This is a genomic window from Pseudomonas chaetocerotis, assembly GCF_015712105.2.
GTDB lineage: Bacteria > Pseudomonadota > Gammaproteobacteria > Pseudomonadales > Pseudomonadaceae > Aquipseudomonas > Aquipseudomonas chaetocerotis.
This window is the reverse complement of the sequence record NZ_JACFYX020000003.1, coordinates 282,489-307,342: the sequence shown is the minus strand read 5'-3', so window position 1 is coordinate 307,342 and position 24,854 is coordinate 282,489. Positions and strand designations below refer to the sequence as shown.

Sequence of the window (24,854 nt, the reverse complement as noted above, 5' to 3'; positions counted from 1 at the left end):
GTTCTCCAGTACGTGATCGGCTGTATGTCGATTCACAGGCTCAGGTCTGTATTTTTTGTGGATACATGCCCGGGTAGAAGGCAATATCGAAAAGGATTCTTGGACTTTTCGATGATTTTAAGAGCCCGCTCATGACTGCTTCGAAAGCTCCCCTGGTGCCGGTATTCAAGCTGTACGGTGAGACGGCCGAATGGCCAACCCCCGACCTTATCCACTGTGAATCGATTCCCGAGCGCAGCCAGTTGCACGGTTGGGAAATCAAACCGCACCGTCACGCTGATCTGTTGCAGTTGCTCTATATGCAGTCAGGTGAAGCCGAGCTGGAGGTGGAGGGGCAGGTGCGGTTGGTGCGCAGTGCTTCGCTGCAGGTCGTGCCGGCGCTGTGCGTGCACGGCTTTCGTTTCTCGTGTGATGTTCAGGGCTATGTGCTGAGCCTGGCGCGGCCTCTGGTGGAGCAACTGGCCGCGCCGCTGGGCCAGCAATGCTTGCAGAGTCCCATGTGCTATGAGGTTGGCGAGCAGCGCCGTTATCTGGATGCCTTGTTCGAATCGATCAGCCAGGAGTACGGCCGTCTGGAGCCAGCGCGGGAGCTCATGCTGCAATCGTTGATCAGTGTCCTGCTGGTTGCCATCGCGCGCCGGCAACTGGCGCGAAGCGAGGCGCAGGAGCCTGCCGATGGCCGAGGGCGCGAGCACGTGCAGGCCTTCGTGCATTTGCTCGAAGTGCACTTTCGCGAGCATCTACCGATCGAACATTACGCCTCGCGCCTGGGGATCAGTGCCGCTCACCTCAATGCGCTGTGCCGGCGGTTGGCCGGGCAATCCGCATTGCAGCTGATCAATCAGCGTCTGTTGCTCGAGGCCAAGCGCTGTCTGGTGTACACCACCATGACGGTGAGCCAGATTTCAGACAGTCTGGGTTTTTCCGAGCCGGGCTATTTTTCCCGCTTCTTCAAGCGTGGCAGCGGGCTTTCGCCCAAGGCGTTTCGCCTGCATCGCTGAACAGCGATGCAGGCGAAAGAGAGGCAGGCGCCGAAGGCACCCGCTGGGGAAGGGCTCAGGGCTTGGCGATGCCGACCGAGTCCGGGGAAATTTCGATGGCCTTGGCCTTGTACATCGACCAGGTGGTGACCGACTGCCAGCGCTTGAGGAACTCTTCGGCTTCGGCACCGTTGAGGTTCAGGCTCTGCGCGCCGAAGTTCTTCAAAAAGCCCTGGAACTCGGGGTTGGCAACGGCCTTGGCGTAGGCATCGACCAGTTTCTGCTTGACGTCGTCCGGGGTGTCCTTGTGCACGAAGGCGCCCCAGAACGGGCCCCAGGGCAGGTACTCGGCGATGGCCGGCAGGGACTTGGTGATCGGCTCCACGCCCGGCAGTTCCGGGGTTTCCTCGGTGGCGAACACGGCCAGTGCCTTGAGCTTGCCGCTGCGTACCAGTTCACGGGCGGCGGCCAGGCTCAGGGGCATGAAGTCGATGTGCTTGCCCATCAGCGCAGTGATGCCGGGGCCGTCGCCACCGAAGGTCACTTCACGCACTTTCAGCTCGTCCACCGCGTTGATCATCGCGCTGACGGTGCTCGGCAGGCCGCCGGCGCCGGTGGAGCCCATGCGCAGGGTGTCCGGGTTGGCTTTGGCAGCGGCCATCAGTTCGGCCATGTTGTTGAACGGCGCGTCGGCGTTGGCGGCGATCACCACCACGTTCTGGCCGATGATGTTGACGGGGTAGAAGTCGGCGTAATCGAAGTCGGCGAGTTTCAGCACTTTATAGAGCTGCGGGTTCTCGGCGCCGAGCAGGACGGTGTAGCCGTTAGGACGCTGCTGCATGACGTGGGTGCTGCCGATCACGGCGGTGCCACCCGGGCGGTTGTTGAGGATGAACTTGCCACCCAGTTCCTTTTCCACGTACGGAGTCAGGCTGCGCATGACGTTATCGGTGGCGCCGCCTGCGCCCCAGGGAATGACCGCCTGGATGCTGCGCTCGGGGTATTCGGCGTGGGCTGGCAGAGCCATGGTGAGGGCGCTGAGTCCGAGAGCGGCGCCAGTCAGTAGCGATTTGAACATGTGGAGACTCTCCATCGGTTGTTGTTGTGAGCCCCTGTCGGCCGGGGCACGCCTTGGAACCTGGGTATCAGCCGCGCGCCGAAGCGGGGCTGAACTTGCTCTTGAGTTTCTTCAGCAGCGGGGTGTTGCCCAGCAGGATCAGCACCACCGCAGCGCTGAGGATCAGCGACAGCGGGCTGGTGACCAGTCCTTGCAGCAGCTCCACCGGGTTGTCACCGGCCGAGGACATGGCCTGGCGATACGAGGTGTCCATCAGTGGGCCGAGGATGGCGCCGAGGATGATCGGGCCCATCTGGAAGCCAAAGATCTTCAGCAGATAGCCGAGTACCCCGAAACCGAGCATCCAGTACACCTCGGTCATGCTGCTGTTGATCGAGTAGGTACCGACCACGCAGAGCACCAGGATCAGTGGAATCAGCACGGCCTTGGGCATTTCCACGAACTTGGCGAAGAGCTTGATGCCCATCAGGCCGAAGATCATCAGAAACACGTTGGCCAGCAGCAGGTTGCCGACGGTGAAATAGAAGATGTGCGGGTTTTCCACCATCAGCATCGGGCCGGGATTGAGGCCATGCACCACCAGGGCGCCGATGATCACTGCGGTGACTGCATCACCGGGCATGCCCAGCGTCAGCATCGGCACGTAGGCGCCACCGACCGCCGCGCTGTTGGCGGTTTCCGGGGCTACCAGGCCTTCGTAGGCACCCTTGCCGAACGGCCTGGACGGATTCTTCACGGTGCGCTTGGCGTGGTCATAGGCCATCAGCGCCGCGATGTCGCCGCCGACGCCCGGCAGCACGCCGACGATGACGCCAATGATCGAGGTGCGGATCGACAACGGCAGGAATTTCAGCACCATGGCGAAGGACGGCAGGATCTTGTCCACCTTCTGGCGGATGACCGGGCTGTCGAGGTTGTGCAGTTGATAGAAGGCCTCGGCGACGCCGAACAGGCCGATCATCAGCACCACGTAGTGGATGCCACCCATCAGTTCGACCTGGCCAAGGGTGAAACGCCCTTGCGCTGTCACCGGGTCCATACCGACCAGGCCGATCACCGCGCCGAGGGCTGCGGCGAAGATGCCTTTGGCCAGCGAACCTTCGGCCAGGCTGCCGACCAGCAGCAGGCCGATGGCGGCGACCAGGAAGTAGTCGCGCGGGGCGAAGCGCAGGGCCAGTTCGCCGATCAGCGGTGCCGCGCTGGCGAGCATGATGGTGCCGACGATACCGCCGACCACCGACATCACGGTGCTCAGGCCGATGGCGCGACCGGCTTCGCCCTGTTGTGCCAGTGGGTAGCCGTCGAAGGCCGTGGCCACCGAGGAGGGCGCGCCGGGGATGTTCAGCAGGATGGCGCTGCGTGAGCCACCGTAAACGCCGCCGATGAAGATGCCTACGATCAGCGCCAGCGCATCGTTGACATCCCAGGAGAAGGTGAAGGACACCAGGATGGACACTGCCATGGTCACCGACAGGCCCGGGATGGCGCCGATATAGATGCCGGCAAAGGTGCCCAGCGCAGTCAGCATCAGCAGCTGCGGGTCACTCCAGGCCATCAGCAGGTAGGAAAGGGTATCGCTCATCTCGGGTGCCTCGTTATGGCAGGTAAACGCTGAACGCCAGGCTGAACAGCAGATAGATCAGCACCAGCAACACAGCTGCGATCAGGATGGCGTTGAGGACGCGGCCTTTGCGCAGGTAAACGATCGACAGCACCAGAAAAAGGAAGGTGCTGACGTAGAAACTGACCCACTGGATCGCCGCCAGATACGCCACGGCCAGCAGGCCGAAGACCAGGGTGCGGCGCGGGAAGTGGGTGTCGCGAAACTGCTGGAAGGCATCCAGCCAGCCGCTGCAGTCGGGTTTGGCCTTGCCGATCAGTTCGACGCCGATCTTCACTGCGGAGAAGATCATCACCAGCGCGACGCCGATGGGAAATGCCCCGGGGGAATTGATCGAGGAGAAACCGGAAATCTGGTAAGCCAGGTAGAACACCACCAGGCTCGCCAGCACCAGCAGGACACAGAAGGTGCGCTCGCCGACCAGCATCTTGTCTGTCTTGTTCATGCTATCGCTCCGACAGGGTTGGGGAGGGGGCTGGTCAGGATTCGCACGCAGGTTGCCATTTGGCTGTCAGCGCGCTGATCAGGCGCCGCCAGGAGACCTTGCACATGCCCTGATGGGCAGGGGCGAGGACGGGCATAGCCAGAGTGGATAGAGAGGACCAGTCGTCGAGCAACGAGCTGGGCGTCGGACGAGGAGCGATCCTCGCTGTGGCGTGGGTGGCCGGGGCACGCAGGTGCATAGGCTGTGACATGACAATTGACCTTCTTATATTTATTGGCTGCTGAACATTCGAAGCGTGATGCACCAGGCAGAAGATCACTTCGGTTTCAGGCGTGGTAGGAATAGTGGGCCGACCAGGCTGGCCATTTCAATTCGCTAAACGGGGTTTTGTTCGATAACCGAACAAGAACGAACCGGTTAGTACATTGTGCGTCGCGCTGGCAGTATCGCGCGTCCGTGGCCCAGCATCCAGAGGCATGCGCCGGTCTGGCTCGCGTCACCGGGCGCTTGTCTCTTAGAATCGGCGCAAATTTTTCAGGACATTCTCATGGCCGGCAGTCAGATCGAACGCGCGCTCAGCCTTCTCGAAAGCCTCACTCGCGATGCCCGTGGCATGCAGATGCAGGCGCTGGCCGATGAGCTGGATATTCCCAAGAGCGCCACGCATCGCATGCTCGCCGAGCTGATGCGTCTGGGCTATGTGCGCCAGGATGCGCTCACCAGTCGCTATCGGCTCTCGACCAAACTGGTAGCGCTGGGCTTTCGCTATCTGGCCAATAGCGGCGCCGACGTGGTGCAGCCGATTCTCGATGGTTTGGCTGAAACCAGCGGCGAGCTGGTGCGCCTGGGCGTGATCGAGGGCGAGCGCCAGACCTGGATCGCCAAGAGCCAGGGGGCTCGCTCTGGTTTGCGTTACGACCCGGACATGGGGCGTGACGCACCGCTGTTCTACACCGCTTCCGGGCATGCCTGGCTGGCCAGCATGAGCGACGCAGACGCTCTGGCGTTGGTGGCGCGGCAGGGTATCGCCGACCCTGCCGAGTTCGGCCCCAATGCGCCGCGTAACCAACAGGAATTGCTGCAGCGGCTGGCCCTGGCGCGCCAGCAGGGATACGCCTGGGTGATGGAAAGTTCGTCGCTGGGTACCGCTGCGCTGGCCGCTGTGGTGCGTCACCCCGTCGAGGAACGGGTAATCGGCGTGCTCAGCATTGCCGGGCCCAGTGCGCGCCTGTCGCTGGCGCGTATCGAGCAACTGGCGCCTGAGCTGCTGGCCGCCGCCGCCGAGCTGTCCGCCGCCAGCCCAGCTTCCGAACTGTTCGTCTGATCGGTTGGAAAGCGACACGCCCACCTCATTGTCGGAGCGGCTGGGCGGCACTCCGCTTCAGCCGCGAATCAGCGTCCTTCTTGGCACCGTCGCGCCTGCAGCTGATCTGCGGGCTGATGCCGGATCCGATGCTTGCGTCGGTTCTGGTGCGCACGGCGCACCCTACGTACTGAGTCGTCACGGGCGCAATGCATCGGTTGATGCGACTGGCTTGTAAGGTGCGCCGCGCCCACCGGCTTCAACTTCTTCCTCTCGCCGACTTCCCATCAAGGGCAATCCGTTAGCCCCAATTCGCGCTTGCGATTTTTCTGGAACTGAGTTCTAAATTAAAAAAGAGGCGCTGCAGGACCTCCCTGGCAGCGCCCGCGCAAATACGACAAAAAGAGGATCAACGCGTGATTTCCCCCCTGCGTATTGCCCTGATCGGCGCTGGTGTCATGGGCCGTCAGCACCACCAGCACCTGCAGAGTCTGGCCGAAGCGCAACTCTGTGCCATCGCCGATCCCGGCCCACAGGCCGCCGAGTTTGCGGCGCAATGCGGCGTGCCTTTTTTCGCCGATCACCAGCAGATGCTGGAGCAGGTGCGGCCTGAAGCAGTGATCGTTGCCAACCCCAATGCGCTGCATGTCAGTACCGCGCTCGACTGCATTGCAGCGGGTGTGCCGGTGCTGCTGGAAAAACCGGTGGGCGTCCACCTGGACGAGGTTCGCGAGCTGGTTGCGGCCAGCGAACGCAGTGGCGTGCCGGTGCTGGTGGGGCATCATCGCCGGCACAATCCGCTGATCGCACGTGCCCGCGAGTTGATCGAAGAGGGCGCTCTGGGCCGACTGACCACGGTGACTGCGCTGTGGCAGGTGCAGAAACCCGATAGTTACTACGACATCGCCTGGCGCCGCGAAGCCGGTGCCGGGATGCTGCTGACCAATCTGATTCATGACCTCGATCTGCTGCGCCATCTGTGTGGTGAAGTGCGTCAGGTGCAAGCCATCACCAGCAATGGCGTACGCGGTTTCGCCAACGAGGACAGCGCGGCGGTGCTGCTGCAGTTCGAAGGTGGCGCGTTGGGCAGCCTGACCGGTTCCGATGCGGTCGCTGCGCCCTGGAGCTGGGAGCTGGATTCCGGCGAGAACCCGGTCTACCCGCATCAGGCCGATCAGCCCTGTTACCTGCTCGCCGGCACCCGAGGTGCCCTGAGCATTCCGCAGCTCAAGCGCTGGCATTACAGCGAGGCGGGCGCTGGCTGGCACCAGCCGCTGCAGCAGGTGCAGGAGCACTTCGACGCAGGCGAGGCCCTGTATCGCCAGTTGCAGCATTTCGTCCAGGTCGCCCGTGGCCTGGTTCAGCCGCTCGTCAGCGCTGCCGATGCCGGTCGCACCCTGGCGCTGATCGAGGCCATCCGTCTGGCGGCGGAAAGTGGCCAGGCCTGCGTCCCCGAAACCCTCTGAGCAGAGAGTCATCATGAGCGAACGTATTCTTTCCCTGGCCGCCCTGACTGTGCTCGAGCTGTCGCCGCCCGAGATGGTCGAGGTGGCGGCACGTGCCGGCTACAGCCACGTCGGCCTGCGCCTGGTGCCGGCCACGCCGGAAGAACATCACTTCCCACTGGTGGCCGATGCCGCGCTGCGTGCGCAGACTCTGAAGCGTTTGCGCGATACCGGCATCCAGGTCCTCGACGTGGAAATTCTGCGCCTGAAGGCGCAAACCCGCGTCAGCGACTTCGAGGCCATCCTCGCTGTAGGCGCCGAGTGTGGTGCCGGCGAATTGCTGGTGGCCGGCAATGATCCAGATGAAGCGCGACTGACCGACAACTTCGCTGCGCTCTGTGATCTGTCCGAGCAGTACGGCTTGCACCCGCACCTGGAATTCATGCCCTGGACCGATGCCCGCGACCTCACCCAGGCGGCGCGTATCGTCGCCGCGGCGGGGCGAGCCAATGGCTGCGTGCTGGTCGATGCTTTCCACTTCGATCGTTCAGCCTCGCGCCTGCAGGATCTGGCGGCGGTGCCCGCCGAGCGTCTGCGCTACGCTCAGTTGTGCGATGTGGCCGGGCCGTGCCCACAGGACATGGACGAAATCCTGCGTCAGGCGCGAAATGAACGGCGCTTCCCCGGCGACGGCGACTGCGATCTGCTTGGCTTGCTGCGAACCCTGCCGATGGACATCCCCTTGAGCCTGGAAATTCCGACCCGGCAACTGATGGAACAGGGTGTCAGCGCATTGCAGCGAGCCCGCATGGCGCTGGATAAGACCCGGCAGTTGCTCGACCGTCAGTCGTGATGGAGTCAGCGCCGGCCGCGGTGGAGGTAGGTGTTGATCCGTCGTGGTCTGTATAGTTGGTTGTCTTGCTATCTTTTTGCGGCGAGTCCGCCTTCCGGGTATTTCATGAGTCTCACTCCATTGTCTGGCGCCAATCACCCGCTCAAGGGGATCGGCCTGATGGTGCTGGCGACCTTCCTGTTCGCCAGTCACGATGCCATGTCCAAATACCTGTCGGGTTTCTATCCGATCATCCTCATCGTCTGGGCGCGCTACCTGGTGCACACCTTGCTGATGGCCGGCATCTTCCTGCCGCAATCCGGCTTGCGCGTGCTGCGTACCAAGCGGCCTGGACTGCAGGTGCTGCGGGCGCTGTGCCTGCTGGGTGTGAGCCTGCTGTTCACCACGGGTCTGATGTTCATCCCGCTGGCCGAGGCGACCTCGGTGATCTTTCTGGCGCCGCTGCTGGTCACGGCGCTATCGGTGCCCTTGCTCGGTGAACGCGTCAGCGCGGGCCAGTGGGCTGCGGTGATAGTCGGCTTCGTCGGGGTCCTGATCATCGTGCATCCGGGCGGCAGCCTGTTTACTCCGGCCGTGCTGTTGCCGCTGAGCGCGGCGTTGTGTTTCAGCTGTTATCAGATCCTCACCCGGCGTCTCAGTGAAGTGGACAGCGCGACGACCAGCAACTTCTTCGCCGGCCTGGTCAACACGCTGGTGATGAGTCTGCTGGTACCGTTCTTCTGGCATGTGCCGAGCCTCACGCACGGTCTGATGATGTTGGCGCTGGGCGGCTGTGGCATGGCCGCGCACCTGCTGCTGACCCACGCCTTCCGCCATGCCGCGCCGGCTTTGCTGGCGCCGTTCGGCTACGTGCAGATCGTCTTCGCCGGGCTGCTGGGGCTGCTGGTGTTCCAGCACAAGCCGGATACCACGGCGATGATCGGTATTCTCATCATCTGCCTGAGCGGTTTGGCGGCTGCCTGGCAGAACCGGAAACAGCCCCGGAAGTGATGATGTTCGATTATCGAACGGAAAACTAACCAGTTCGTTCATTTTGAATTGCTGATCTCCCTGACCCTGCCAATAATCCAGGCTACGAACAATCCATGAGCGCCGACCAACCGGCCGAGTGAGGGCTCATGAGCGCGTCTCGCCTCCCTCACTTTGCCCGCCACGGCGCCGCCTCAGCCCGGAGCCGTCTATGCAGCGTTCAATTGCCACCGTTTCCCTCAGCGGTACCCTGCCCGAGAAGCTCGAAGCCATTGCTGCCGCCGGATTCGACGGTGTGGAAATCTTCGAGAACGACCTGCTCTACTACGACGGCAGCCCCAGCGAAATTCGCAAGCGCTGCGCTGACCTGGGCATCGCCATCACCCTGTTCCAGCCATTTCGCGACTTCGAAGGCTGCCGCCGCGACCGCCTGCAGCGCAACATCGACCGTGCCGAGCGCAAGTTCGACCTGATGCAGGAACTGGGCACCGACCTGGTGCTGGTGTGCAGCAACGTCGCGGCCGACTCGCTGGGCGACGATGAAATCCTCATCGACGACCTGCGCCTGCTGGGCGAGCGCGCTGGTGCGCGCGGCCTGCGAATTGGATACGAGGCCTTGGCCTGGGGCCGTCACGTCAATACCTACCAGCAGGTATGGAATCTGGTTCGTCAGGCCGATCACCCGGCCGTCGGGGTGATCCTCGACAGTTTCCATACGCTGTCGCTCAAGGGCGATCCGGCAGCCATCGCCGATATCCCCGGCGACAAGATCTTCTTCGTGCAGATGGCCGATGCACCGATCCTGGCCATGGACGTGCTGGAGTGGAGCCGCCATTTCCGCTGCTTCCCGGGGCAGGGCGAATTCGATCTGGCCGGTTTCCTCGCGCCGATCCTGCGTACCGGCTACCGCGGTCCGCTGTCGCTGGAAATCTTCAACGATGGTTTCCGTGCCGCGCCGCCGCGTCAGAACGCCGCCGACGGCCTGCGCTCGCTGCTCTATCTCGAGGAAAAGACCCACAAGCGTCTTGAGAAAGAGGGCCATCAGATCGAGCCGGGCGTGCTCTTCACCCCGCCTGCGGCACACCGCTACGACGGCGTGGAGTTTCTCGAGTTCGCCGTCGACGAAGCCGTCGGCGCGCGTCTATCCGGCTGGCTGAAGCGACTGGGCTTTGCCCATGCCGGCCAGCATCGTTCCAAGGACGTCAGCCTGCTGCGTCAGGGCGATATCAATATCGTGCTCAACGCCGAACCCTATTCTTTCGCGCACAACTTCTTCGAGTCGCACGGTCCGTCGCTGTGTGCCACCGCGTTGCGGGTGAAGGATGGTGCCGCTGCGTTGCAGCGCGCCTGCGACTACCGGGGTCAGCCCTATCGCGGCCTGGTCGGCCCCAACGAGCGGGAAGTGCCGGCAGTGCGCGCTCCCGATGGCAGCCTGATCTATCTGGTGGAGCAGGCGGGAGCGGGTCAGACCATCTATGACACTGACTTCAGCCTGAATCAGGCGGCCGAGACCAGTGGTGGCCTGCAGCGCATCGACCACATGGCGCTGGCACTGCCGGCCGAGTCGTTGGACAGTTGGGTGCTGTTCTACAAGAGCCTGCTGGATTTCGAGGCAGACGACGAAGTCGTCCTGCCCGATCCTTACGGCCTGGTAAAAAGCCGCGCGATTCGCAGCCGTTGCAGCTCGATTCGCCTGCCGCTGAACATCTCGGAGAACCGCAACACCGCCATTGCCCATGCCCTGTCCAGCTACCAGGGCTCTGGCGTGCACCACATCGCGTTTTCCTGCGAAGACATCTTCGCCGAAGTGGCGCGGGCCAAGGAAGCGGGCGTGCCGCTTCTGGAAATTCCGCTGAACTACTACGATGATCTGGCCGCGCGCTTCGATTTCGACGACGAGTTCCTCAGCGAGCTGGCGTACTACAACGTGCTCTATGATCGTGATACCCAGGGGGGCGAGTTGTTCCACGTCTACACCGAGCCGTTCGAGGAGCGCTTCTTCTTCGAAATCATTCAGCGCAAGGGCGGCTACGTGGGCTATGGCGCGGCCAATGTCGCGGTGCGTCTGGCGGCCATGGCCAAGGCGCGCAGCGGTGGCTTGAAGCGTCCACGGTTATAAGTGGGTGCAGGTGGCTGCCTGTCCGGTTACCGCTGCGGCCTGCCATAATCCGCTCCACCAATACCTATAAAAAAGACCATTGCCGTATGACCGAAGCCGTTGCCAACCTGACCACTCAACCTCTCGAGGTAGTGCGCAAGGTACGTAAGAACAACCCGGAAAAAACCCGCGAGAGCATTCTCCAGGCCGCCATCACGGAGTTCGTTCAGCAGGGCCTTTCCGGCGCCCGTGTGGACGCCATCGCCGAGCGCACCGCGACCTCGAAACGGATGATCTACTACTACTTCGGCAGCAAGGAACAGCTCTATCTCGAAGTGCTGGTCAAGCTCTACGGCGATATCCGCGGCACCGAGAGTCGCCTCGATCTGGCCTCCTTGCCGCCAGTGCTGGCGATCCGTCGGCTGGTGGAGTTCACCTTCGATCACCATGACCGCAACGTCGACTTCGTGCGCATCGTCAGCATCGAGAACATCCACTACGGTGAGTACGTCAAGCAGTCGCCGGTCATCCGCCAGATGAGCAACGTGGTGCTCGATACCCTCGGCAAGACCCTGCGTCGCGGCGAGCAAGAGGGCGTGTTCCGCCCCGGTATCGATGTGCTCGATGTACACCTGCTGATCAGTTCGTTCTGTTTCTACCGGGTGTCCAACCGCCACACCTTTGGCGAGATCTTCCAGATCGATCTGCCCGACGAGCAGGTCAAGCAGCGACACAAGGCGATGATCTGCGAGGCGGTGCTGCGTTATATCCAGGGCTGAAGATCGGTGCGGATATGAAAAGGGCCCTGGCCGCGTTGTCGCTGCCAGGGCCCTTTTTGCATGAGTGTGCTCAGAAACTGGCGAAGTGCGCCTGCATGCGTTCGGCATCTGCCGGGCGGCCACTGAACAGTTCGAACGCCTTGACCGCCTGGAACACCGCCATGGTGCCGCCATCCAGCGTGCGGCAGCCAAGGGCACGGGCGTGGCGCAGCAGTTCGGTTTCCAGCGGGAAGTAGATGATCTCGGCGACCCACAGCCCGGCATGCAGCAACTCCACCGGCAGCGGTGTGCCCGGCAGTTTGGCCATGCCCACCGGCGTGGTGTTGACCAGTCCGTCGGCAGCGGTGACTTCACCTGCCAGGTCTTCGCCCGCGATGGCGCGCTCGGCCCCAAAGTGAGCGTTGAGATTGTCCGCCAGGGACTGGGCGCGGCCGGGCTCCACCTCGAAGATGCACAGGCGTTCGACGCCTTCGGCGAGCAGGGCATGGGCCACGGCTGCGCCGGCACCGCCTGCGCCCATCTGCACCACGCGACGGCGAGCCACGTTGGGCAGGCCACGGCGCAAGCCCTCTGCGAAGCCCAGGCAGTCGGTGTTGTGGCCGACACGCTTGCCGTCCTTGAGCACCACGGTGTTCACCGCGCCAATGCCACGGGCCTCGCTCGACAGCTCGTCGAGCAGCGGGATGATCGCCTGCTTGGCCGGGAAGGTGATGTTGAGACCGGTAAAGCCCATGTGCTGCGCCGCATCGAGCAGGCTCGGCAGCGCATCGAGGTCGAGGCCCAACTGGTCGAGGTCGATCAGGCGGTAGAGGTAGCGCAGCCCCTGCGCATCGCCTTCGCGTTCGTGCATGGCGGGCGTGCGGGAAGCCTGAATGCCTTTGCCGATGAGGCCGGCGAGAATGCCGCTGGTAACGGAGGACATGGTCTTAACCCTTGAGCGATTGAGCGAAGTACTGCAGGCCCAGTCGATAGCCCTGACTGCCGAGCCCACAAATGACACCGACGGCGATCGGCGAGACGAAGGAGTGATGGCGGAACGGTTCGCGCTTGTGCACGTTGGACAGATGCACCTCAATGACCGGCAGTTCGCTGGCTACCAGGGCATCGCGGATGGCCACCGACGTGTGAGTCCAGGCTGCCGGATTGATCAGGATGCCGGCGCAGCGCCCGCGCGCGGCGTGAATCCAGTCGAGCAGTTCGCCCTCGTGGTTGGTCTGGCGAAACTCGATCTTCAAGCCGTGTTCGGCGGCAGTGTCGGCACAAAGCCGGGAAATGTCGGCCAGGGTTTCATGGCCATAAGTGGCCGGTTCGCGGGTTCCAAGCAGGTTCAGATTGGGGCCATTGAGTACAAGAATGCAGGGCGTCATGGGGTATCTCTTGTTGTTGTGACGTGACTGCGAGAAAAATGTACTAACTGGTTAATTCAGTCAATTCAGTGGTTGTCTGGTAAGCATGCAAGAAAAAGCCTGGCGCCCTCGGTCAGGGCGTCAGGCTCAGTAAAATCAAGGGTTGTGGAAGAGTTCGGCCAGGCAGAAGGGGGCTTGTAAAGTGGGCGATTATCGCCCGGCGCTTTAGCCGTTTTCGCCAGCCTGCGCCACCTGATTGCGGCCGCTGTGCTTGGCCAGGTACAGGCCTTCATCGGCCTTGATCACCAGACTCAGCGGATCATGTTCCACAGAGGGCCGGATGGTGGCGATACCGATACTCACGCTGATCGGAGAGCCGGGCTTGGGCAGGTCGTGGGGAATGCCCAGTGCCTCGACAGCACGACGGATCTTTTCTGCCTGCAGACGCGCGCCGCCGGCGGCGGTGCCGGGCATGATCACGGCAAACTCTTCGCCACCGTAGCGTGCAGCCAGATCAGAGGCGCGCGTGCAACTGCCGCGCAGCGACTCACCGACGCGGCGCAACACTTCATCGCCGGCGACGTGGCCGTGCTGGTCGTTGTAGGCCTTGAAGTAGTCGACGTCGATCATCAGCAGCGACAGTTCGCTCTGATCACGCAAGGCGCGGCTCCATTCGATTTCCAGGTACTCGTCGAAGTAGCGGCGGTTGGCCAGACCGGTGAGGCCGTCGGATTTGATCAGGCGCTGTAGCACCAGATTGGTATTGAGCAATTGCTGCTGGCTTTCGCGCAGGGCACGGTAGGCCTCGTCGCGCTGCAGCAGGGTCAGGTAGGAGCGCGAGTGGTAGCGGATGCGTGCGAGCAGCTCGATCACGTCCGGCAGCTTGACCAGGTAATCGTTGGCCCCGGCGGTGAAGGCGGCGCTCTTGACCTTGGGGTCTTCCTTGGTCGACAGCACGATGATCGGTACATCGCGCAGGCCGGGCGCCGCGCGGTATTGGGCGAGCAGTTCGAGTCCGTCGACACCGGGCATGATCAGGTCCTGCAGGATCACCGTCGGCTTGATCTGCTGGGCCACGCTAAGCGCCTGATGCGGGTCGGAGCAGAAGTGAAAGTCGATGTCGCTCTCTTCGCTCAGCGCACGCCTCACGGCTTCGCCGATCATGGCCTGGTCATCGACCAGCAGCACCATCATCGAGTAATCGGGCAGGCCGTAATGATGATTGGAGTTCCCTTGAGGCCGTTGCATAAGTGCGTCTCCGCCTTTGTCTTGGTAGGTTGCGCGGCTGCTTTGGCCGCGGGTTGGCGTTCTTAGCCCAGGCGCTCGAGCAGGCGCGCCGCAATTCTGTCCAGAGGCAGCACTTCTGCTGCGGCGCCCAGAGTCACTGCGGCCTTGGGCATACCGTAGACGGCGCTGCTGGCCTGGTCCTGGGCGATGGTATGAAAGCCGCGTTCGCGCATCAGCTTCAGGCCCCTGGCGCCATCGCGCCCCATCCCCGTCAGCAACACGCCAATTGCATCGCCTCGCCAGTAGGTGGCCACGCTCTCGAAGAATACATCGATAGAGGGCCGGTAGACCTGATCGGTCGGCTCGGGTCGATACACCAGGCGCCCCTCCGGCGCCAGGTACAGGTGATTGTTGGTTCCGGCCAGGAGCACGGTGGCCGGTTGCAGTACTTCGCCCTCTCGGGCCAGGCGCACCGGCATGTGCGATTCGCTGCCGAGCCACTGGGCCATGCCGGCCGCGAAAACTTCGTCGACATGCTGCACCAGCACGATGCTGGCGGGAAAATCCGGTGGTATCTGTCGCAGCAGCTCTACCAGCGAAGCCGGGCCGCCGGCCGATGCGCCGATGGCCACCAGGCGCTTGCCACGGTTCTCAGTGCTGCGCACAGGCGTCGGTTTGACCGAGCGCGAGGTCTTGTGGCCGATCATCCAGGCGATGTTGTGGATCTTGCGCCTTACCGTCGCAGCATCGAGCACTTGTTGCGGGCCGAGCGACGGCGCGGCGACCACATCCAGCGCACCGGCACCCATGGCATCGAATACCCGCGACATGTTGCGTTCGACGTCCGAGGTGACGATGAGGATGGCGCAGGGCGTGTCGTGCATGATCCGCCGGGTCGCTTCCACGCCGTCCATACCGGGCATGAGCATATCCATCAGCAGCAGGTCGGGCAGGTCGTCGCGGCAGCGGCTGACCGCCTCTTCGCCGTTGCTGGCGACCCAGATCAGCTGGTATTCGGGCTCTGCCGCCAGGGCGCGGCGCAGGGCTTCGACTGCCAGGGGCATGTCGTTGGCAATGGCGATCCTCATTCGCGGGCCTCACCGATCAGGGTTTGTACGGCATCCAGCAGCGCTTCGTCATGGAAGCTGGCCTTGGCCAGGTAATAATCGGCGCCCGCCTCCAGGCCGCGACGACGATCCTCTTCGCGGTCCTTGTACGACACCACCATTACTGGCAGAGAGCGTAGGCGAGGGTCCTGGCGCACGTGTGTGACCAGCTCGATGCCGTCCATGCGCGGCATGTCGATATCGGTGATCAGCAGATCGAAGGTCTCGGCGCGCAGGGCGTTCCAGCCGTCCATGCCATCCACGGCGACCGACACCTGATAGCCACGACTGAGCAGCAGCTTGCGCTCCAGTTCGCGCACGGTAAGTGAGTCATCCACCACCAGCACACGCTTGCTGACAGCCTGGCGCGCATGGCTGGCATGGTCGACGCGCTCCAGGTGACCGGTGCCGAGCAATTTGCCCACCGAGTTGAGCAGGTCGTCAACGTCGAGGATCAGCACCGGCGTGCCGTCGTGCAGCAGGGCGCCGGCGGCAACGTCGCGCACCTTGCCCAGGCGCCCATCGAGCGGCATCAGCACCAGGGTGAACTCGCCGAGGAAGGCTTCGACCGCCAGGCCGTGGTATTGCTCGCGGTCGCGAATCAGCACGATGGGAATGCTGTCATCGTCGCCCTGTTTCTCGTTGCATTGCAGCAGCTGTGCGGCGGAGATCAGGCCGACGTGCTCGTCCTCCAGCCAGAAGTGCTGGCGCCCCTCGAGCTGGACGATGGCGCTGCGAGGCAGGCGCAGCATGCGTTCGATCTGCGCCAGCGGGAAGGCATAGGCCTCGCCGCCGATGGTCACCACCAGCGCGCGCACCACCGAGAGGGTCAGCGGCAGTTCAAGGTGGAACAGGCAGCCCTGATCAGGGTTCTGCAGCAGGCGCACATTGCCGCGCATGCGGCGAATCTCGTGTTGCACCACATCGAGGCCGACACCCCGACCGGACACCTCGGTGACCTGCTGGCTCATGCTGAAACCAGGCAGGAAGAGGAAGGCCAGCAGCTCTTCCTCGGTCATCTGCTCGACCTGCTCGGCAGTGGCGAAACGACGCTTGATCACCGCCTCGGCGACGCGCTGGAGGTCGATGCCGGCACCGTCGTCACTGACTTCCAGCACCAGCATGCCGGCATGATGACGTGCGCGCAGTTGCACCACGCCTTCTTCCGGCTTGCCCTTGCGGGCGCGCAGCGCCGGTGGCTCGATGCCGTGGTCGACGGCGTTGCGCAGCAGGTGCGTCAGGGGGGCTTCCAGGCGCTCCAGCACGTCGCGGTCGACCTGAGTGTTGTCGCCCTCGATCTCCAGACGCACCTGTTTGCCCAGCGAGCGACCCAGGTCACGAAGCATGCGCGTGTGCCCGGTCAGCACATCGGCGAACGGGCGCATGCGCGAGGCCAGTGCCAGGTCGTACAGCTGCTGCGTGCGTTGCCCGCCGTACCAGACGAAGTCGTCGAACAGTTCCTGGTGGGCCTGCAGCTGTTGCTGGCATTCGATCAACAGGTTGCGGCTCTCGGCGAAAAGCGCCTGGGCGGAGGCGTCCAGATCGGTCCCCAGTAGATGCTCGCGCAATGTCTCCAGGGTGCGCCGTGCCGACTCCTGCTGGCGCTTGAGGCGATGCAGCGAATCGTTCAGCGGCTTGGTGCGCTGGAACTCCACCAGCGATTTGCCGGACAGGTCGATCAGGTGGTCGAAGCGTTCGGCCGACACCCGCAATACGCGACTGATGCGTTCGTCGGCCACGGGCTCGGCTGGCTGAGGGCTAGGCGCAATGGGCGTTTCGTGCGGGCTGGTCGGTGTGGCTTCGGCGGCAAACAGGGTGCTGTCACCAGGCTGCACGCGCAGTGCCGGCACGGCATTGCCAAGCAGCACCTGCAGGCGTGTGGTGACGGTTTCCACCCGCGCTTCGAGCTCGGCGTCCTGCTGCGCCTGGCCGATGCGCAGAAGCAGGTCGGAGCCTTGCAGCAGGGCGTCGATATGATCGGGCAGCAGGCGCAGCAGGCCTTCCTGGGCGGCGACCAGCAAGTCCTCCATGGCGTGGGCGACCTGCACGCCATTGTCCAGGCCGACGATGCGTGCCGCGCCCTTGAGCGAGTGCGCGGCGCGCATGCAGGCTTCCAGCTGGCCGGCGTTGGTCGGATCGCGCTCGAGAATCAGCAGGCCGGTGTCGAGCACCTGCTTCTGCGCCTCGGCCTCCAGCCGGAACAGGTCGAGTAGCGATGCATCCCTCATCTGGTCCGGTGTCACGCGAGGCTCCCGATCATGGTTTGCAGCAACTGTTCGTCGTCGAGCAGGGTAATGCTCTGTTCCTGCCACTGCAGAACGCCCGCAGTGAAGCGGCTAATGGTGCGCTTGTCGTCGTGCTTGGCATTGCGGATGTGCGCCACGGGGATGCGCTGGATGCCGCTGACCTCATCCACCTGTGTCACCAGTGGGCCGCTGTCGCTCTCCATAATCAGCATGCGCGGAATCACTCGCCGCTCGCCACGGCGCGGATCCTGCTGCGTGTCGAGATCGAGCAGTTCGGCCAGTGACAGGCAGGCGACCAGGGTGCCGCGTACGTTGGTCACACCCAACAGGCCACGGCTGTTACGGTGCGGCAGCACGTGGATCGGTGATACCGGCATCACCTCGGCCAGGCAGCGCGTGGCGATGGCCAACCATTGCTCGCCAAGGCGGAAGATCAGCAGTGAGCGCTGCGCACCCTGAACGTCCTCGGTTTCGCCTTGGGCGTAGTCGTCATCGCCACGTTCCAGTGCGCTGCCATAGCGGTCGAGCAGGGCGATTGCCGCTGCGCCGTAAACCTCGCAGTTGCGGCAATGGATATGCCGTTCCAGCTGCGGGCAGCTCTTGTCGCCGAACACGCCGATGCGATTCCAGCAGTCGTCCACGGCTGCTTGGCTGTGCAGCAGATCCTGATCAGTCACGTTCGCCTACCTCGGGGTTCTGCGCGCGTCGATACAGGCGTAGGGCGCCGGTCTGATCGCCCTGCGCTTCCAGGTGCGCGGCCAGATGGGTGAGTGCCTCGCGGTGTTGCGGTTCGAGATAGATCGCCTTGCGGTAGTAGGCGCACGCCTGGTCGCCCTGGCCTGCCGCGTCGCAGAGCAGACCCAGCCAATAATAGGCTGCGGAGCTGGGGCCGTTTTGCTGCAAATGCTCTTCGCTGCGCTGGCGCGCCTCGTCGGTGCGGCCGGCGTTGGCCAGGTTGGCGACTTCGCTCCAGACATCCACTGCCTGTAAGTTTGGCGCCGCTGTATCCAGCGCTCTGCTCGTGGAGCGTGGCCTGCTTGGCTGGATGGCGCGCATCGGTATGGCCACAGCTGGGCGCGAGCGGCTGACGGGTGCCCGCGTCGGCACGCTTATGACCGGTTGGGCCGGGGCCATGCGAAAGGCAAAGGTCTGCTGGCGGCCCAGCGGCTGCAAACCGTTCTGGCTGGCCAGGCTGGCCTCGGCGGGGCCAATGAACAGTGTGCCGCCTTCCTGCAGCTGGCGCTTGAGCAGCTCCAGCACGCGCACTTGGGTCGGGCGGTCGAAATAGATCAGCAGGTTGCGGCAGAAGATGAAATCGTAGCTGGGCTCGCCGGCAAACAGGCTGGGATCGAGCAGGTTGCCGGTGCGCAGCCTGACGCACTTGCGCACCCGCTCGTCGAGGAGAAAGCCCCCGGAGTCCTGCTCGTGGAAGAAGCGATCACGAAAGGCCAGGGTATCGCCGCGGAACGAGTTGCGCCCGTACAGGCCCTTGCGAGCCTGCTCCAGCACCTTGTCGCTGACATCCAGTGCCTCGATCTGGAACTGTTCGGCGGCAAAACCGGCATCTAGCAGGGTCATGGCGATGGAGTAGGGTTCTTCACCGCTGGAACAGGGCAGGCTGATCAGGCGCAGCGGCCTGGCCGCATGCAATTGGGCGTGACGTTCCTGCGCCAGGCTGGCCAGCGCGTTGAACGATTCCGGGTAGCGGAAGAACCAGGTTTCCGGCACCACCACGGCTTCCACCAGCGCCTGCTGCTCGCGTGGCGAGCCGCCGAGGGTGGTCCAGTAGTCTTCCAGGTTCTGCTGACCGAGGGCGCTCATGCGCTGGCGGACAGCGCGTTCGATTACTGTGCGCCCAACCGATTCGGCTTCCAGACCGATGCGGCTCTTCAGCAGGCGTTCGATGTGCTCGATCATGCCGTCAGCCCTGCTGCGTCGGTTGGAACAGCAAGGCACGGACTTCGTCGTCGAGCAGCCCGGCGACCTCGATACGCTGGATCATGCCCCGGGCATCGCGTTGCAGTGGCCCCAGGTAATCCGCCTGGCCTGCTTCCAGGCCGCTGGCCTTGAATGCCTCGCTGGGCAGGCGCAGGGTGTCTGTGGCCTGCTCCAGAATCAGGCCGAGCACCGGCGATTGCTCATCCAGTTGCATGTCAAAGCGCACCAGCACCAGCCGCGTACTGCTGCGCGGCTGGGCGGGGCGCCCGAGCACGCGGCGGCTGAGATCGATCACCGGAATCACACGGCCGCGATGCTCGAAAAGCCCGGCGACCCACTGCGGTGCTTCGGGTACCTGCTTCAGGCGGCGCAGCGGCAGCACTTCGACCACCTGGCTGGCGGGCAGGGCATAGCGATCATCACCGAGCTGAAACTGCAGGTGCAGTTCGCCCGCGGCTGCTTTGCTGGTGGCTGGCATGTTCAGACCTTGAAGCGGCTGACGCCAACGCGCAGGTTGTTGGCCACCTGGTTGAGTTCATCGATGGCCGCGCCGGCCTGGCGCAGCGAGTCGACGGTCTGGCTGCTGGCTTCGCCGAGCTGCACCAATGCCTGATTGATCTGTTCGGCGCCGGTGGATTGCGCCTGCATGCCTTCGTTGACCATCTGGATGCGCGGCGCCAGGGCCTGCACTTGCTGGATGATCTGGCTGAGCTGGTCGCCCATCTGCGCCATCTCGCCGATGCCGCGGCGCACCTCTTCGGAGAACTTGTCCATGCCCATCACCCCAGCCGATACGGCGGACTGGATCTCGCGCACCATCTGCTCGATGTCATAGGTGGCCACGGCGGTCTGGTCGGCCAGGCGACGCACTTCCACGGCGACCACGGCGAAGCCCTTGCCGTACTCGCCGGCTTTTTCCGCCTCGATGGCGGCGTTGAGTGACAGCAGGTTGGTCTGATCCGCCACCTTGACGATGGTGGTGACCACCTGGGTGATGTTGCCGGCCTTCTCGTTGAGGATCGACAGCTTGCCGTTGACCACGTCGGCAGCGCCCATCACCTGATGCATGATCTCTTCCATGCGGGCCAGGCCCAGCTGGCCGGTGCCGGCGAGAATCGAGGTCTGCTCGGCGTTGTCCGATACCTCGCCCATGGTGCGGACCAGGTCGCGCGAAGTGGCGGCGATCTCCCGTGAAGTGGCGCCGATCTCAGTGGTCGTGGCGGCAGTTTCGGTGGCCGTGGCCTGCTGCTGGCGCGAGGTGGCCGCAATCTCGGTGACCGAGGTGGTCATCTGCACAGCCGAACGCTGGGTGTTGCCGACCAGATTCTTGAGCTCGCCGACCATACTGTTGAAGCCCAGCTCGATGGCGTTGAATTCGTCGCGCCGGTGCAGGTCGAGCTTCACTGACAGGTCGCCGCTTTCCAGGGATTTGAGGGTGCTGACGATGCGGTTCACCGGTTTGGTGATGGCGTTCATCAGCAGCCAGCCGCACACGGCGGAGACGAGGATGGCCAGCAGGATGGCAATCAGCAAACCTGCTTCCATGATGCGCACCGCACCACGAATTTCGTGCGCGGCGGCCTCGGCCTGGCTGCGATTCATCTCGATCAGCTCGCTCAGCAGGCTTTCGCCTTTGTCCCACTCGGGAAACACGCGTTCGGCACTGAACTGACGAGCCTGCTTAAGTTCGATGCTTGGCAAGCTGTCGAGCAGTTGCCCGTGGCGGTTCAGATACTGAAGCTGCACCTGACGGAATTGCTCTGCCAGAGCAAGCTCCTGCGCGTCCGCCGTAGCGCTCTGGTAACGACCGAATTCCTCATCGAGCGCCTGCTCCAACGTGGCGAACTGGTCGCGGTAGGTGTCGAGCACGATGGCAACGTCTTCATCGACGGCACGTAGCAGCAGGCGGCGGGTGTCGAGCATGTGACGGGACCAGAGCTCCTGCGCCTTGCTCGGATGATAGAGGCCGGGGATAGATCCGTTGCGGATGCCATTGGCCTCTTTCTCGATCTGCACCAGGCGAGCGTAAGAGGCGCCAGCCAGCAGAACCAGAATGGCGATGATCAGCAGGAAGCTGACAATGATTCGATTACGTACGGTCAGGTTCATCATGTCCATTGGGCCTGGCAGGTCAGTTTTGCTAATCGATTACAGCACACCGGCGTGTCGCCGTTTTGCCTGGGTGTAACGAATGTGTACCGGTTGCCTGGCGAAAGGCAATAAAAAAGCCGGCTTGTGGCCGGCTTTTCGGAGGTGGTCAGGGCTTATTTTTGGTAAGCCGCGACTGCCTTGTTGATCAGGCCACGGGCTTCTTCAGCGCCGCCCCAGCCTTCTACCTTGACCCACTTGCCCTTCTCCAGATCCTTGTAGTTCTCGAAGAAGTGCTTGATCTGCTCGATCAACAGCGCGGGCAGGTCGGTGTATTCCTGAACGTCCTTGTACAGAACGCTCAGCTTGTCGTGCGGAACGGCAACCAGCTTGGCGTCGCCGCCCGCTTCGTCGCTCATGTGCAGTACGCCGACCGGACGGGCGCGGATCACCGAACCCGGAGCAACCGGATAAGGGGTCACGACCAGCACGTCGAGGGGGTCGCCGTCGTCAGCCAGGGTGTGCGGGATGAAACCGTAGTTGGCCGGGTAGAACATCGGGGTGGCCATGAAACGATCGACCATCAGGCAGTCGGTGTCGTGGTCGATTTCGTATTTGATCGGCGCGTGGTTGGCCGGGATTTCGATGGCAACGTAGATGTCGTTCGGCAGGTCTTTACCAGCCGGGATCTTGCTGTAGCTCATGGGGGAAACTCCCAGGGAGGGCCAAAAAAGTGGGGCGCATTATAGGCGTATTCGCAGTGCGTTACTACGGCGGCCTACTCAGCCATTGGTCGCGTTTTCGACCTGCCTGTAGTCAGGGTGTTCTGCCTGCAGACGCCGCAGTCGTGCCAGGCTGTCCTGGCGGTAGAACAATGCCAGTTGGCGGTAGACGTCCGGGAAGGCATCCGCCAGCAAATCCGGTGCGCTGAAGAAGTATTCGCTGGTCACCGCGAAGAATTCCGCCGGGTCCTCGGCTGCGTACGGGTCGATGGCGGTTTCGGCGTCGGGGTTGGCGTCCAGCTCGGCGTTCAGTGCGTCATAGGCACTCTGCATGGCATTGGCCCAGTCCTGCACGCGCATGTCGCGGTGCAGCGGCGGCAGGCCATTGGCGCCGCCTTCGAGCATGTCCAGCTTGTGTGCCAATTCGTGGATCACCAGGTTGTAACCTTCCCAACCGCCGCTGGCTTCAACCCCGGGCCAGGCGAGGATCACCGGGCCTTGTTGCCAGGCTTCACCACTGCGGGCGTCATCCCATTCATGTTCGATGCCACTGGCGTCGCGGTGGCGCTGGGGGCTGAGGAAGTCGTCCGGGTAAAGGACGATTTCGTGAAAGCCCTGGTACCAGTCCAGGTCGCCCAGGTGCAGCAGTGGCAACTGTGCCTGAGCTGCCAGCAGCAGTTGCTCGACTGGCCCGAGTTCCAGGTCGGGCAGGGCGGTCAGGTGCTTGTCATGCAGAAACAATACGGCGCGCTCGCGCAGATGACGCTCTTCGCGTTCGTCGATGCCGTCGAGAATCGGCAGGCGCCTGCGTACTTCGGCCCAGTGGGCGGGGTCGACAGGGTTGCTTTCGAGGGTGCGCCGACGGCGCCAGGCCTTGAAGGACCACATGCATGCAGGCTCTTTGGGATGACCACTCCACCATAAGGGCGCCAGCGCCTGGCTACAAGTCGGCACAAAGGCTGCAACGCTACTGGCAGCTTCGCTGATGCAGGAGGGCTGAGCATGGCGCCGCAACTGCTGGAACACCCTGGAATCACGCTGGCGTCCGGCACCGGGCTGGACTTGCCGCACCAGGCTGCGCGCGCTCGGGCGATATGGCTGGCCGGTCGCCAACAACGTCCACCCTTGTTGCTGGTTGTGCTGCTTTGGGCGCGCCATTGCCCCGATGTGGTGCAGCGCCTTGAACGTCATCTGGACGCCCTGTTCGCCGATTTTCGCTGTACGCCTGAGGCCTGGAGCGAAACCCAGGCTGTGCGACAGGTGCTGGCAGCCCTGAATCTTCAGCTGTTTCGCCAGCAGCAGGCTGGGCAGGGCGTCGCCGACTTGCATGCCGGTGTGCTTTTGATGCAAGGCGATGAGTTGCAGTTTCTGCAGGCGGGCAGTGTCGGCCTGGCGCGTGCGCATAAAGGCACCTTGCAAATCCTCACGGGGTGTGAGGGGCAGGCTCTCGGCGCCCAGGCCGAGCTGGCGCTGGTTCAGCACAGCCTGGTGCCAAGCTGCGGCGAGCATCTGCTGCTGGCACCGCAACCGCTGCTCGATGTGAGTGATCTGCAAGGGCTCTGTCTCCAGGCGGAGGGTGCGCTTGGCGAGCGGCTGCAGCCGCTGTTGCAGGCCCCCGGCGCTGCAGTTTTGCTCTGCGTGGGCGAAACCCAGTGCCTGACGCCGGCGCCGTCCGCGCCGGCGCGCCCGGCGTTGACGCAGATCACCTGTGGCCAGCAGCTCGATGGTTGGACGCTGCTGAGCCAATGTCCTTATGGGCCGCCCGGGCGGCTGTATATCGGGTGTGATGAATCCGGGCGGGAAGCCGTGCTCTGGTTCGCCGAGGAAGACGCAGGGGAAGCCTTCTGGCAGCGCGAGTGGGCGTTGCGGCGTAGTGCGCAGCAGGCGTTGCCGCAGGTGCTGTCGCCGCATCAGGCGCGCAGTCACGCGTATCTGGTACTGGCCAAACCGCCCCGCGGCATGCGCAATCTGTTCGATTGGGTGGCCGCCCATGGTGCGCCGGATACACAGACGCTGATGGGGATAGTGACGCAGCTGATCGCTGCCGTGCGTTCGCTGCAGCGCCGTGGCATGCAGGGGCTTTGGCTGAGTCCCAGGCAGATTCTGCTCGGTGATGACGGGCGCGTGCTGTTTCTGCCCGGAGCGGCTGTCATTCTGCCCGGCGTTGCGCGTCAATCTGTGCCTGAACAGGCTGTACCACTGGCGCCGGAGCTGCGCAGTGGCCGTGCGCTGGATGGTCGTGCTGATCAGTTCGCACTTGCGTCGCTGGTCTACTGGCTGATGTCCGGGCAATGGCCGGAGGCGGCGCGCAGCGACGTCAGGCCCGGTCACTGCTACGTGCCGCTGGCGACCTTTGGCGTGCATGTACCGCAAGGCTGGGATGGTGTGCTGGCACGTGCCCTGGCGCCGCAGCCACAGGCACGTTTCGATGCACTGTCGGAGTTTCAGCTGGCATTGCAGCAGCCGTTGCAGGCGCGTCGCAGTCAGGCGCTGCGGCGGTTGCCGTTGCAACCGGCACGGCTGGCTGTTTTAGGCCTGGTCACGTTGCCATTGCTGTTCGGGCTGCTGCTCAGTCTTGGCGGCTGACGGGCAGCCGCTGTGCCTGCTGCT

Annotated in this window: 22 protein-coding genes; 8 read left to right on the top strand and 14 right to left on the bottom strand. The window is 63.6% G+C overall.

Going from position 1 to position 24,854, the window contains the following annotated elements; translation table 11 throughout:
* Positions 1–131: 131 nt before the first annotated feature.
* Positions 132–1,001 carry a helix-turn-helix domain-containing protein gene (locus H3221_RS07700; protein WP_196473411.1) on the top strand — a complete coding sequence of 290 codons (870 nt, stop codon included), beginning with the start codon at positions 132–134 and terminating at the stop codon, positions 999–1,001.
* 55 nt (positions 1,002–1,056) lie between these two features.
* Here H3221_RS07700 and H3221_RS07695 read toward each other — a convergent pair whose 3' ends face one another.
* The 3 genes from H3221_RS07695 to H3221_RS07685 form a co-directional block, all read right to left on the bottom strand.
* Entirely contained in the window at positions 1,057–2,058 is a 1,002-nt protein-coding gene (locus tag H3221_RS07695) for a tripartite tricarboxylate transporter substrate binding protein (RefSeq protein WP_160017067.1), read from the bottom strand.
* A gap of 67 nt (positions 2,059–2,125) precedes the next feature.
* Positions 2,126–3,640: a tripartite tricarboxylate transporter permease gene (locus H3221_RS07690; protein ID WP_072424460.1), complete on the bottom strand. Its 1,515-nt coding sequence runs from the start codon at positions 3,638–3,640 to the stop codon at positions 2,126–2,128.
* 13 nt (positions 3,641–3,653) lie between these two features.
* The gene (locus H3221_RS07685; protein WP_196473412.1) at positions 3,654–4,124 is read right to left on the bottom strand and encodes a tripartite tricarboxylate transporter TctB family protein; all 471 of its coding nucleotides are present in this window, start codon (positions 4,122–4,124) and stop codon (positions 3,654–3,656) included.
* A gap of 547 nt (positions 4,125–4,671) precedes the next feature.
* Between H3221_RS07685 and H3221_RS07680 the strand changes: the two genes are divergently transcribed.
* The 6 genes from H3221_RS07680 (at position 4,672) to H3221_RS07655 (ending at position 11,571) form a co-directional block, all read left to right on the top strand.
* The gene (locus tag H3221_RS07680) at positions 4,672–5,448 is read left to right on the top strand and encodes an IclR family transcriptional regulator (RefSeq protein WP_196473413.1); all 777 of its coding nucleotides are present in this window, start codon (positions 4,672–4,674) and stop codon (positions 5,446–5,448) included.
* A 395-nt stretch (positions 5,449–5,843) separates the two neighbouring features.
* Complete coding sequence (locus tag H3221_RS07675; protein ID WP_196473414.1) at positions 5,844–6,893, top strand: Gfo/Idh/MocA family protein; 1,050 nt, start codon at positions 5,844–5,846, stop codon at positions 6,891–6,893.
* A gap of 13 nt (positions 6,894–6,906) precedes the next feature.
* The gene (locus H3221_RS07670) at positions 6,907–7,725 is read left to right on the top strand and encodes a sugar phosphate isomerase/epimerase family protein (protein ID WP_196473415.1); all 819 of its coding nucleotides are present in this window, start codon (positions 6,907–6,909) and stop codon (positions 7,723–7,725) included.
* Between the two features lie 105 nt (positions 7,726–7,830).
* On the top strand, positions 7,831–8,715 hold the full coding sequence (locus H3221_RS07665; RefSeq protein ID WP_045736194.1) for a DMT family transporter: 885 nt from the start codon (positions 7,831–7,833) through the stop codon (positions 8,713–8,715).
* Positions 8,716–8,905: 190 nt separating this feature from the next.
* Positions 8,906–10,813 carry a 3-dehydroshikimate dehydratase QuiC gene (gene quiC, locus H3221_RS07660; protein ID WP_196473416.1) on the top strand — a complete coding sequence of 636 codons (1,908 nt, stop codon included), beginning with the start codon at positions 8,906–8,908 and terminating at the stop codon, positions 10,811–10,813.
* Between the two features lie 86 nt (positions 10,814–10,899).
* A complete protein-coding gene (locus H3221_RS07655) occupies positions 10,900–11,571 on the top strand; it encodes a TetR/AcrR family transcriptional regulator (protein ID WP_196459496.1) in 672 nt (223 codons plus the stop codon).
* 70 nt (positions 11,572–11,641) lie between these two features.
* Here the strand turns inward: H3221_RS07655 and H3221_RS07650 are convergent, their stop codons facing one another.
* The 11 genes from H3221_RS07650 to H3221_RS07600 all read right to left on the bottom strand — a co-directional run bounded on the left by H3221_RS07650 (position 11,642) and on the right by H3221_RS07600 (position 23,132).
* Entirely contained in the window at positions 11,642–12,493 is an 852-nt protein-coding gene (locus tag H3221_RS07650) for a shikimate dehydrogenase (RefSeq protein ID WP_196473417.1), read from the bottom strand.
* A gap of 4 nt (positions 12,494–12,497) precedes the next feature.
* Positions 12,498–12,938, bottom strand: coding sequence for a type II 3-dehydroquinate dehydratase (gene aroQ, locus H3221_RS07645; RefSeq protein WP_055987317.1), 441 nt, complete (start codon positions 12,936–12,938; stop codon positions 12,498–12,500).
* Positions 12,939–13,142: 204 nt separating this feature from the next.
* A complete protein-coding gene (locus H3221_RS07640) occupies positions 13,143–14,165 on the bottom strand; it encodes a response regulator (RefSeq protein WP_196473418.1) in 1,023 nt (340 codons plus the stop codon).
* Between the two features lie 62 nt (positions 14,166–14,227).
* A complete protein-coding gene (gene cheB, locus H3221_RS07635; RefSeq protein ID WP_196473419.1) occupies positions 14,228–15,232 on the bottom strand; it encodes a chemotaxis response regulator protein-glutamate methylesterase in 1,005 nt (334 codons plus the stop codon).
* Complete coding sequence (locus H3221_RS07630; RefSeq protein WP_196473420.1) at positions 15,229–17,493, bottom strand: hybrid sensor histidine kinase/response regulator; 2,265 nt, start codon at positions 17,491–17,493, stop codon at positions 15,229–15,231. Before H3221_RS07630 ends, cheB begins: the two co-directional genes overlap by 4 nt.
* Positions 17,490–18,173 (bottom strand): chemotaxis protein CheW, encoded by a 684-nt coding sequence (locus H3221_RS07625; protein WP_196473421.1) that lies wholly within the window; start codon positions 18,171–18,173, stop codon positions 17,490–17,492. Before H3221_RS07625 ends, H3221_RS07630 begins: the two co-directional genes overlap by 4 nt.
* Entirely contained in the window at positions 18,166–19,413 is a 1,248-nt protein-coding gene (locus H3221_RS07620) for a CheR family methyltransferase (protein WP_196473422.1), read from the bottom strand. The genes H3221_RS07625 and H3221_RS07620 overlap by 8 nt, the downstream gene beginning before the upstream one ends.
* 4 nt (positions 19,414–19,417) lie before the next feature.
* Positions 19,418–19,912 (bottom strand): chemotaxis protein CheW, encoded by a 495-nt coding sequence (locus H3221_RS07615; RefSeq protein WP_196473423.1) that lies wholly within the window; start codon positions 19,910–19,912, stop codon positions 19,418–19,420.
* Between the two features lie 2 nt (positions 19,913–19,914).
* A complete protein-coding gene (locus tag H3221_RS07610) occupies positions 19,915–21,552 on the bottom strand; it encodes a methyl-accepting chemotaxis protein (RefSeq protein WP_450091409.1) in 1,638 nt (545 codons plus the stop codon).
* A gap of 146 nt (positions 21,553–21,698) precedes the next feature.
* A complete protein-coding gene (ppa, locus tag H3221_RS07605; protein ID WP_074679082.1) occupies positions 21,699–22,226 on the bottom strand; it encodes an inorganic diphosphatase in 528 nt (175 codons plus the stop codon).
* Positions 22,227–22,304: 78 nt separating this feature from the next.
* Positions 22,305–23,132 (bottom strand): M90 family metallopeptidase, encoded by an 828-nt coding sequence (locus H3221_RS07600; RefSeq protein ID WP_196473425.1) that lies wholly within the window; start codon positions 23,130–23,132, stop codon positions 22,305–22,307.
* Positions 23,133–23,246: 114 nt separating this feature from the next.
* On the opposite strand from H3221_RS07600, the gene H3221_RS07595 reads away from it, so the two are divergent.
* Positions 23,247–24,830 (top strand): serine/threonine-protein kinase, encoded by a 1,584-nt coding sequence (locus H3221_RS07595; RefSeq protein ID WP_196473426.1) that lies wholly within the window; start codon positions 23,247–23,249, stop codon positions 24,828–24,830.
* Positions 24,831–24,854: the final 24 nt, after the last annotated feature.

Bases quoted from the DNA above. Each gene is read 5' to 3' on its own strand.
- H3221_RS07610 (WP_450091409.1), bottom strand. From the start codon at position 21,552: ATGGACATGATGAACCTGACCGTACGTAATCGAATCATTGTCAGCTTC.
- H3221_RS07685 (WP_196473412.1), bottom strand. From the start codon at position 4,124: ATGAACAAGACAGACAAGATGCTGGTCGGCGAGCGCACCTTCTGTGTC.
- H3221_RS07680 (WP_196473413.1), top strand. From the start codon at position 4,672: ATGGCCGGCAGTCAGATCGAACGCGCGCTCAGCCTTCTCGAAAGCCTC.
- H3221_RS07665 (WP_045736194.1), top strand. From the start codon at position 7,831: ATGAGTCTCACTCCATTGTCTGGCGCCAATCACCCGCTCAAGGGGATC.
- H3221_RS07650 (WP_196473417.1), bottom strand. From the start codon at position 12,493: ATGTCCTCCGTTACCAGCGGCATTCTCGCCGGCCTCATCGGCAAAGGC.
- aroQ (WP_055987317.1), bottom strand. From the start codon at position 12,938: ATGACGCCCTGCATTCTTGTACTCAATGGCCCCAATCTGAACCTGCTT.
- cheB (WP_196473419.1), bottom strand. From the start codon at position 15,232: ATGAGGATCGCCATTGCCAACGACATGCCCCTGGCAGTCGAAGCCCTG.
- H3221_RS07690 (WP_072424460.1), bottom strand. From the start codon at position 3,640: ATGAGCGATACCCTTTCCTACCTGCTGATGGCCTGGAGTGACCCGCAG.
- H3221_RS07670 (WP_196473415.1), top strand. From the start codon at position 6,907: ATGAGCGAACGTATTCTTTCCCTGGCCGCCCTGACTGTGCTCGAGCTG.
- H3221_RS07700 (WP_196473411.1), top strand. From the start codon at position 132: ATGACTGCTTCGAAAGCTCCCCTGGTGCCGGTATTCAAGCTGTACGGT.
- quiC (WP_196473416.1), top strand. From the start codon at position 8,906: ATGCAGCGTTCAATTGCCACCGTTTCCCTCAGCGGTACCCTGCCCGAG.
- ppa (WP_074679082.1), bottom strand. From the start codon at position 22,226: ATGAGCTACAGCAAGATCCCGGCTGGTAAAGACCTGCCGAACGACATC.
- H3221_RS07595 (WP_196473426.1), top strand. From the start codon at position 23,247: ATGGCGCCGCAACTGCTGGAACACCCTGGAATCACGCTGGCGTCCGGC.
- H3221_RS07615 (WP_196473423.1), bottom strand. From the start codon at position 19,912: ATGCCAGCCACCAGCAAAGCAGCCGCGGGCGAACTGCACCTGCAGTTT.
- H3221_RS07600 (WP_196473425.1), bottom strand. From the start codon at position 23,132: ATGTGGTCCTTCAAGGCCTGGCGCCGTCGGCGCACCCTCGAAAGCAAC.
- H3221_RS07695 (WP_160017067.1), bottom strand. From the start codon at position 2,058: ATGTTCAAATCGCTACTGACTGGCGCCGCTCTCGGACTCAGCGCCCTC.
- H3221_RS07620 (WP_196473422.1), bottom strand. From the start codon at position 19,413: ATGATCGAGCACATCGAACGCCTGCTGAAGAGCCGCATCGGTCTGGAA.
- H3221_RS07655 (WP_196459496.1), top strand. From the start codon at position 10,900: ATGACCGAAGCCGTTGCCAACCTGACCACTCAACCTCTCGAGGTAGTG.
- H3221_RS07640 (WP_196473418.1), bottom strand. From the start codon at position 14,165: ATGCAACGGCCTCAAGGGAACTCCAATCATCATTACGGCCTGCCCGAT.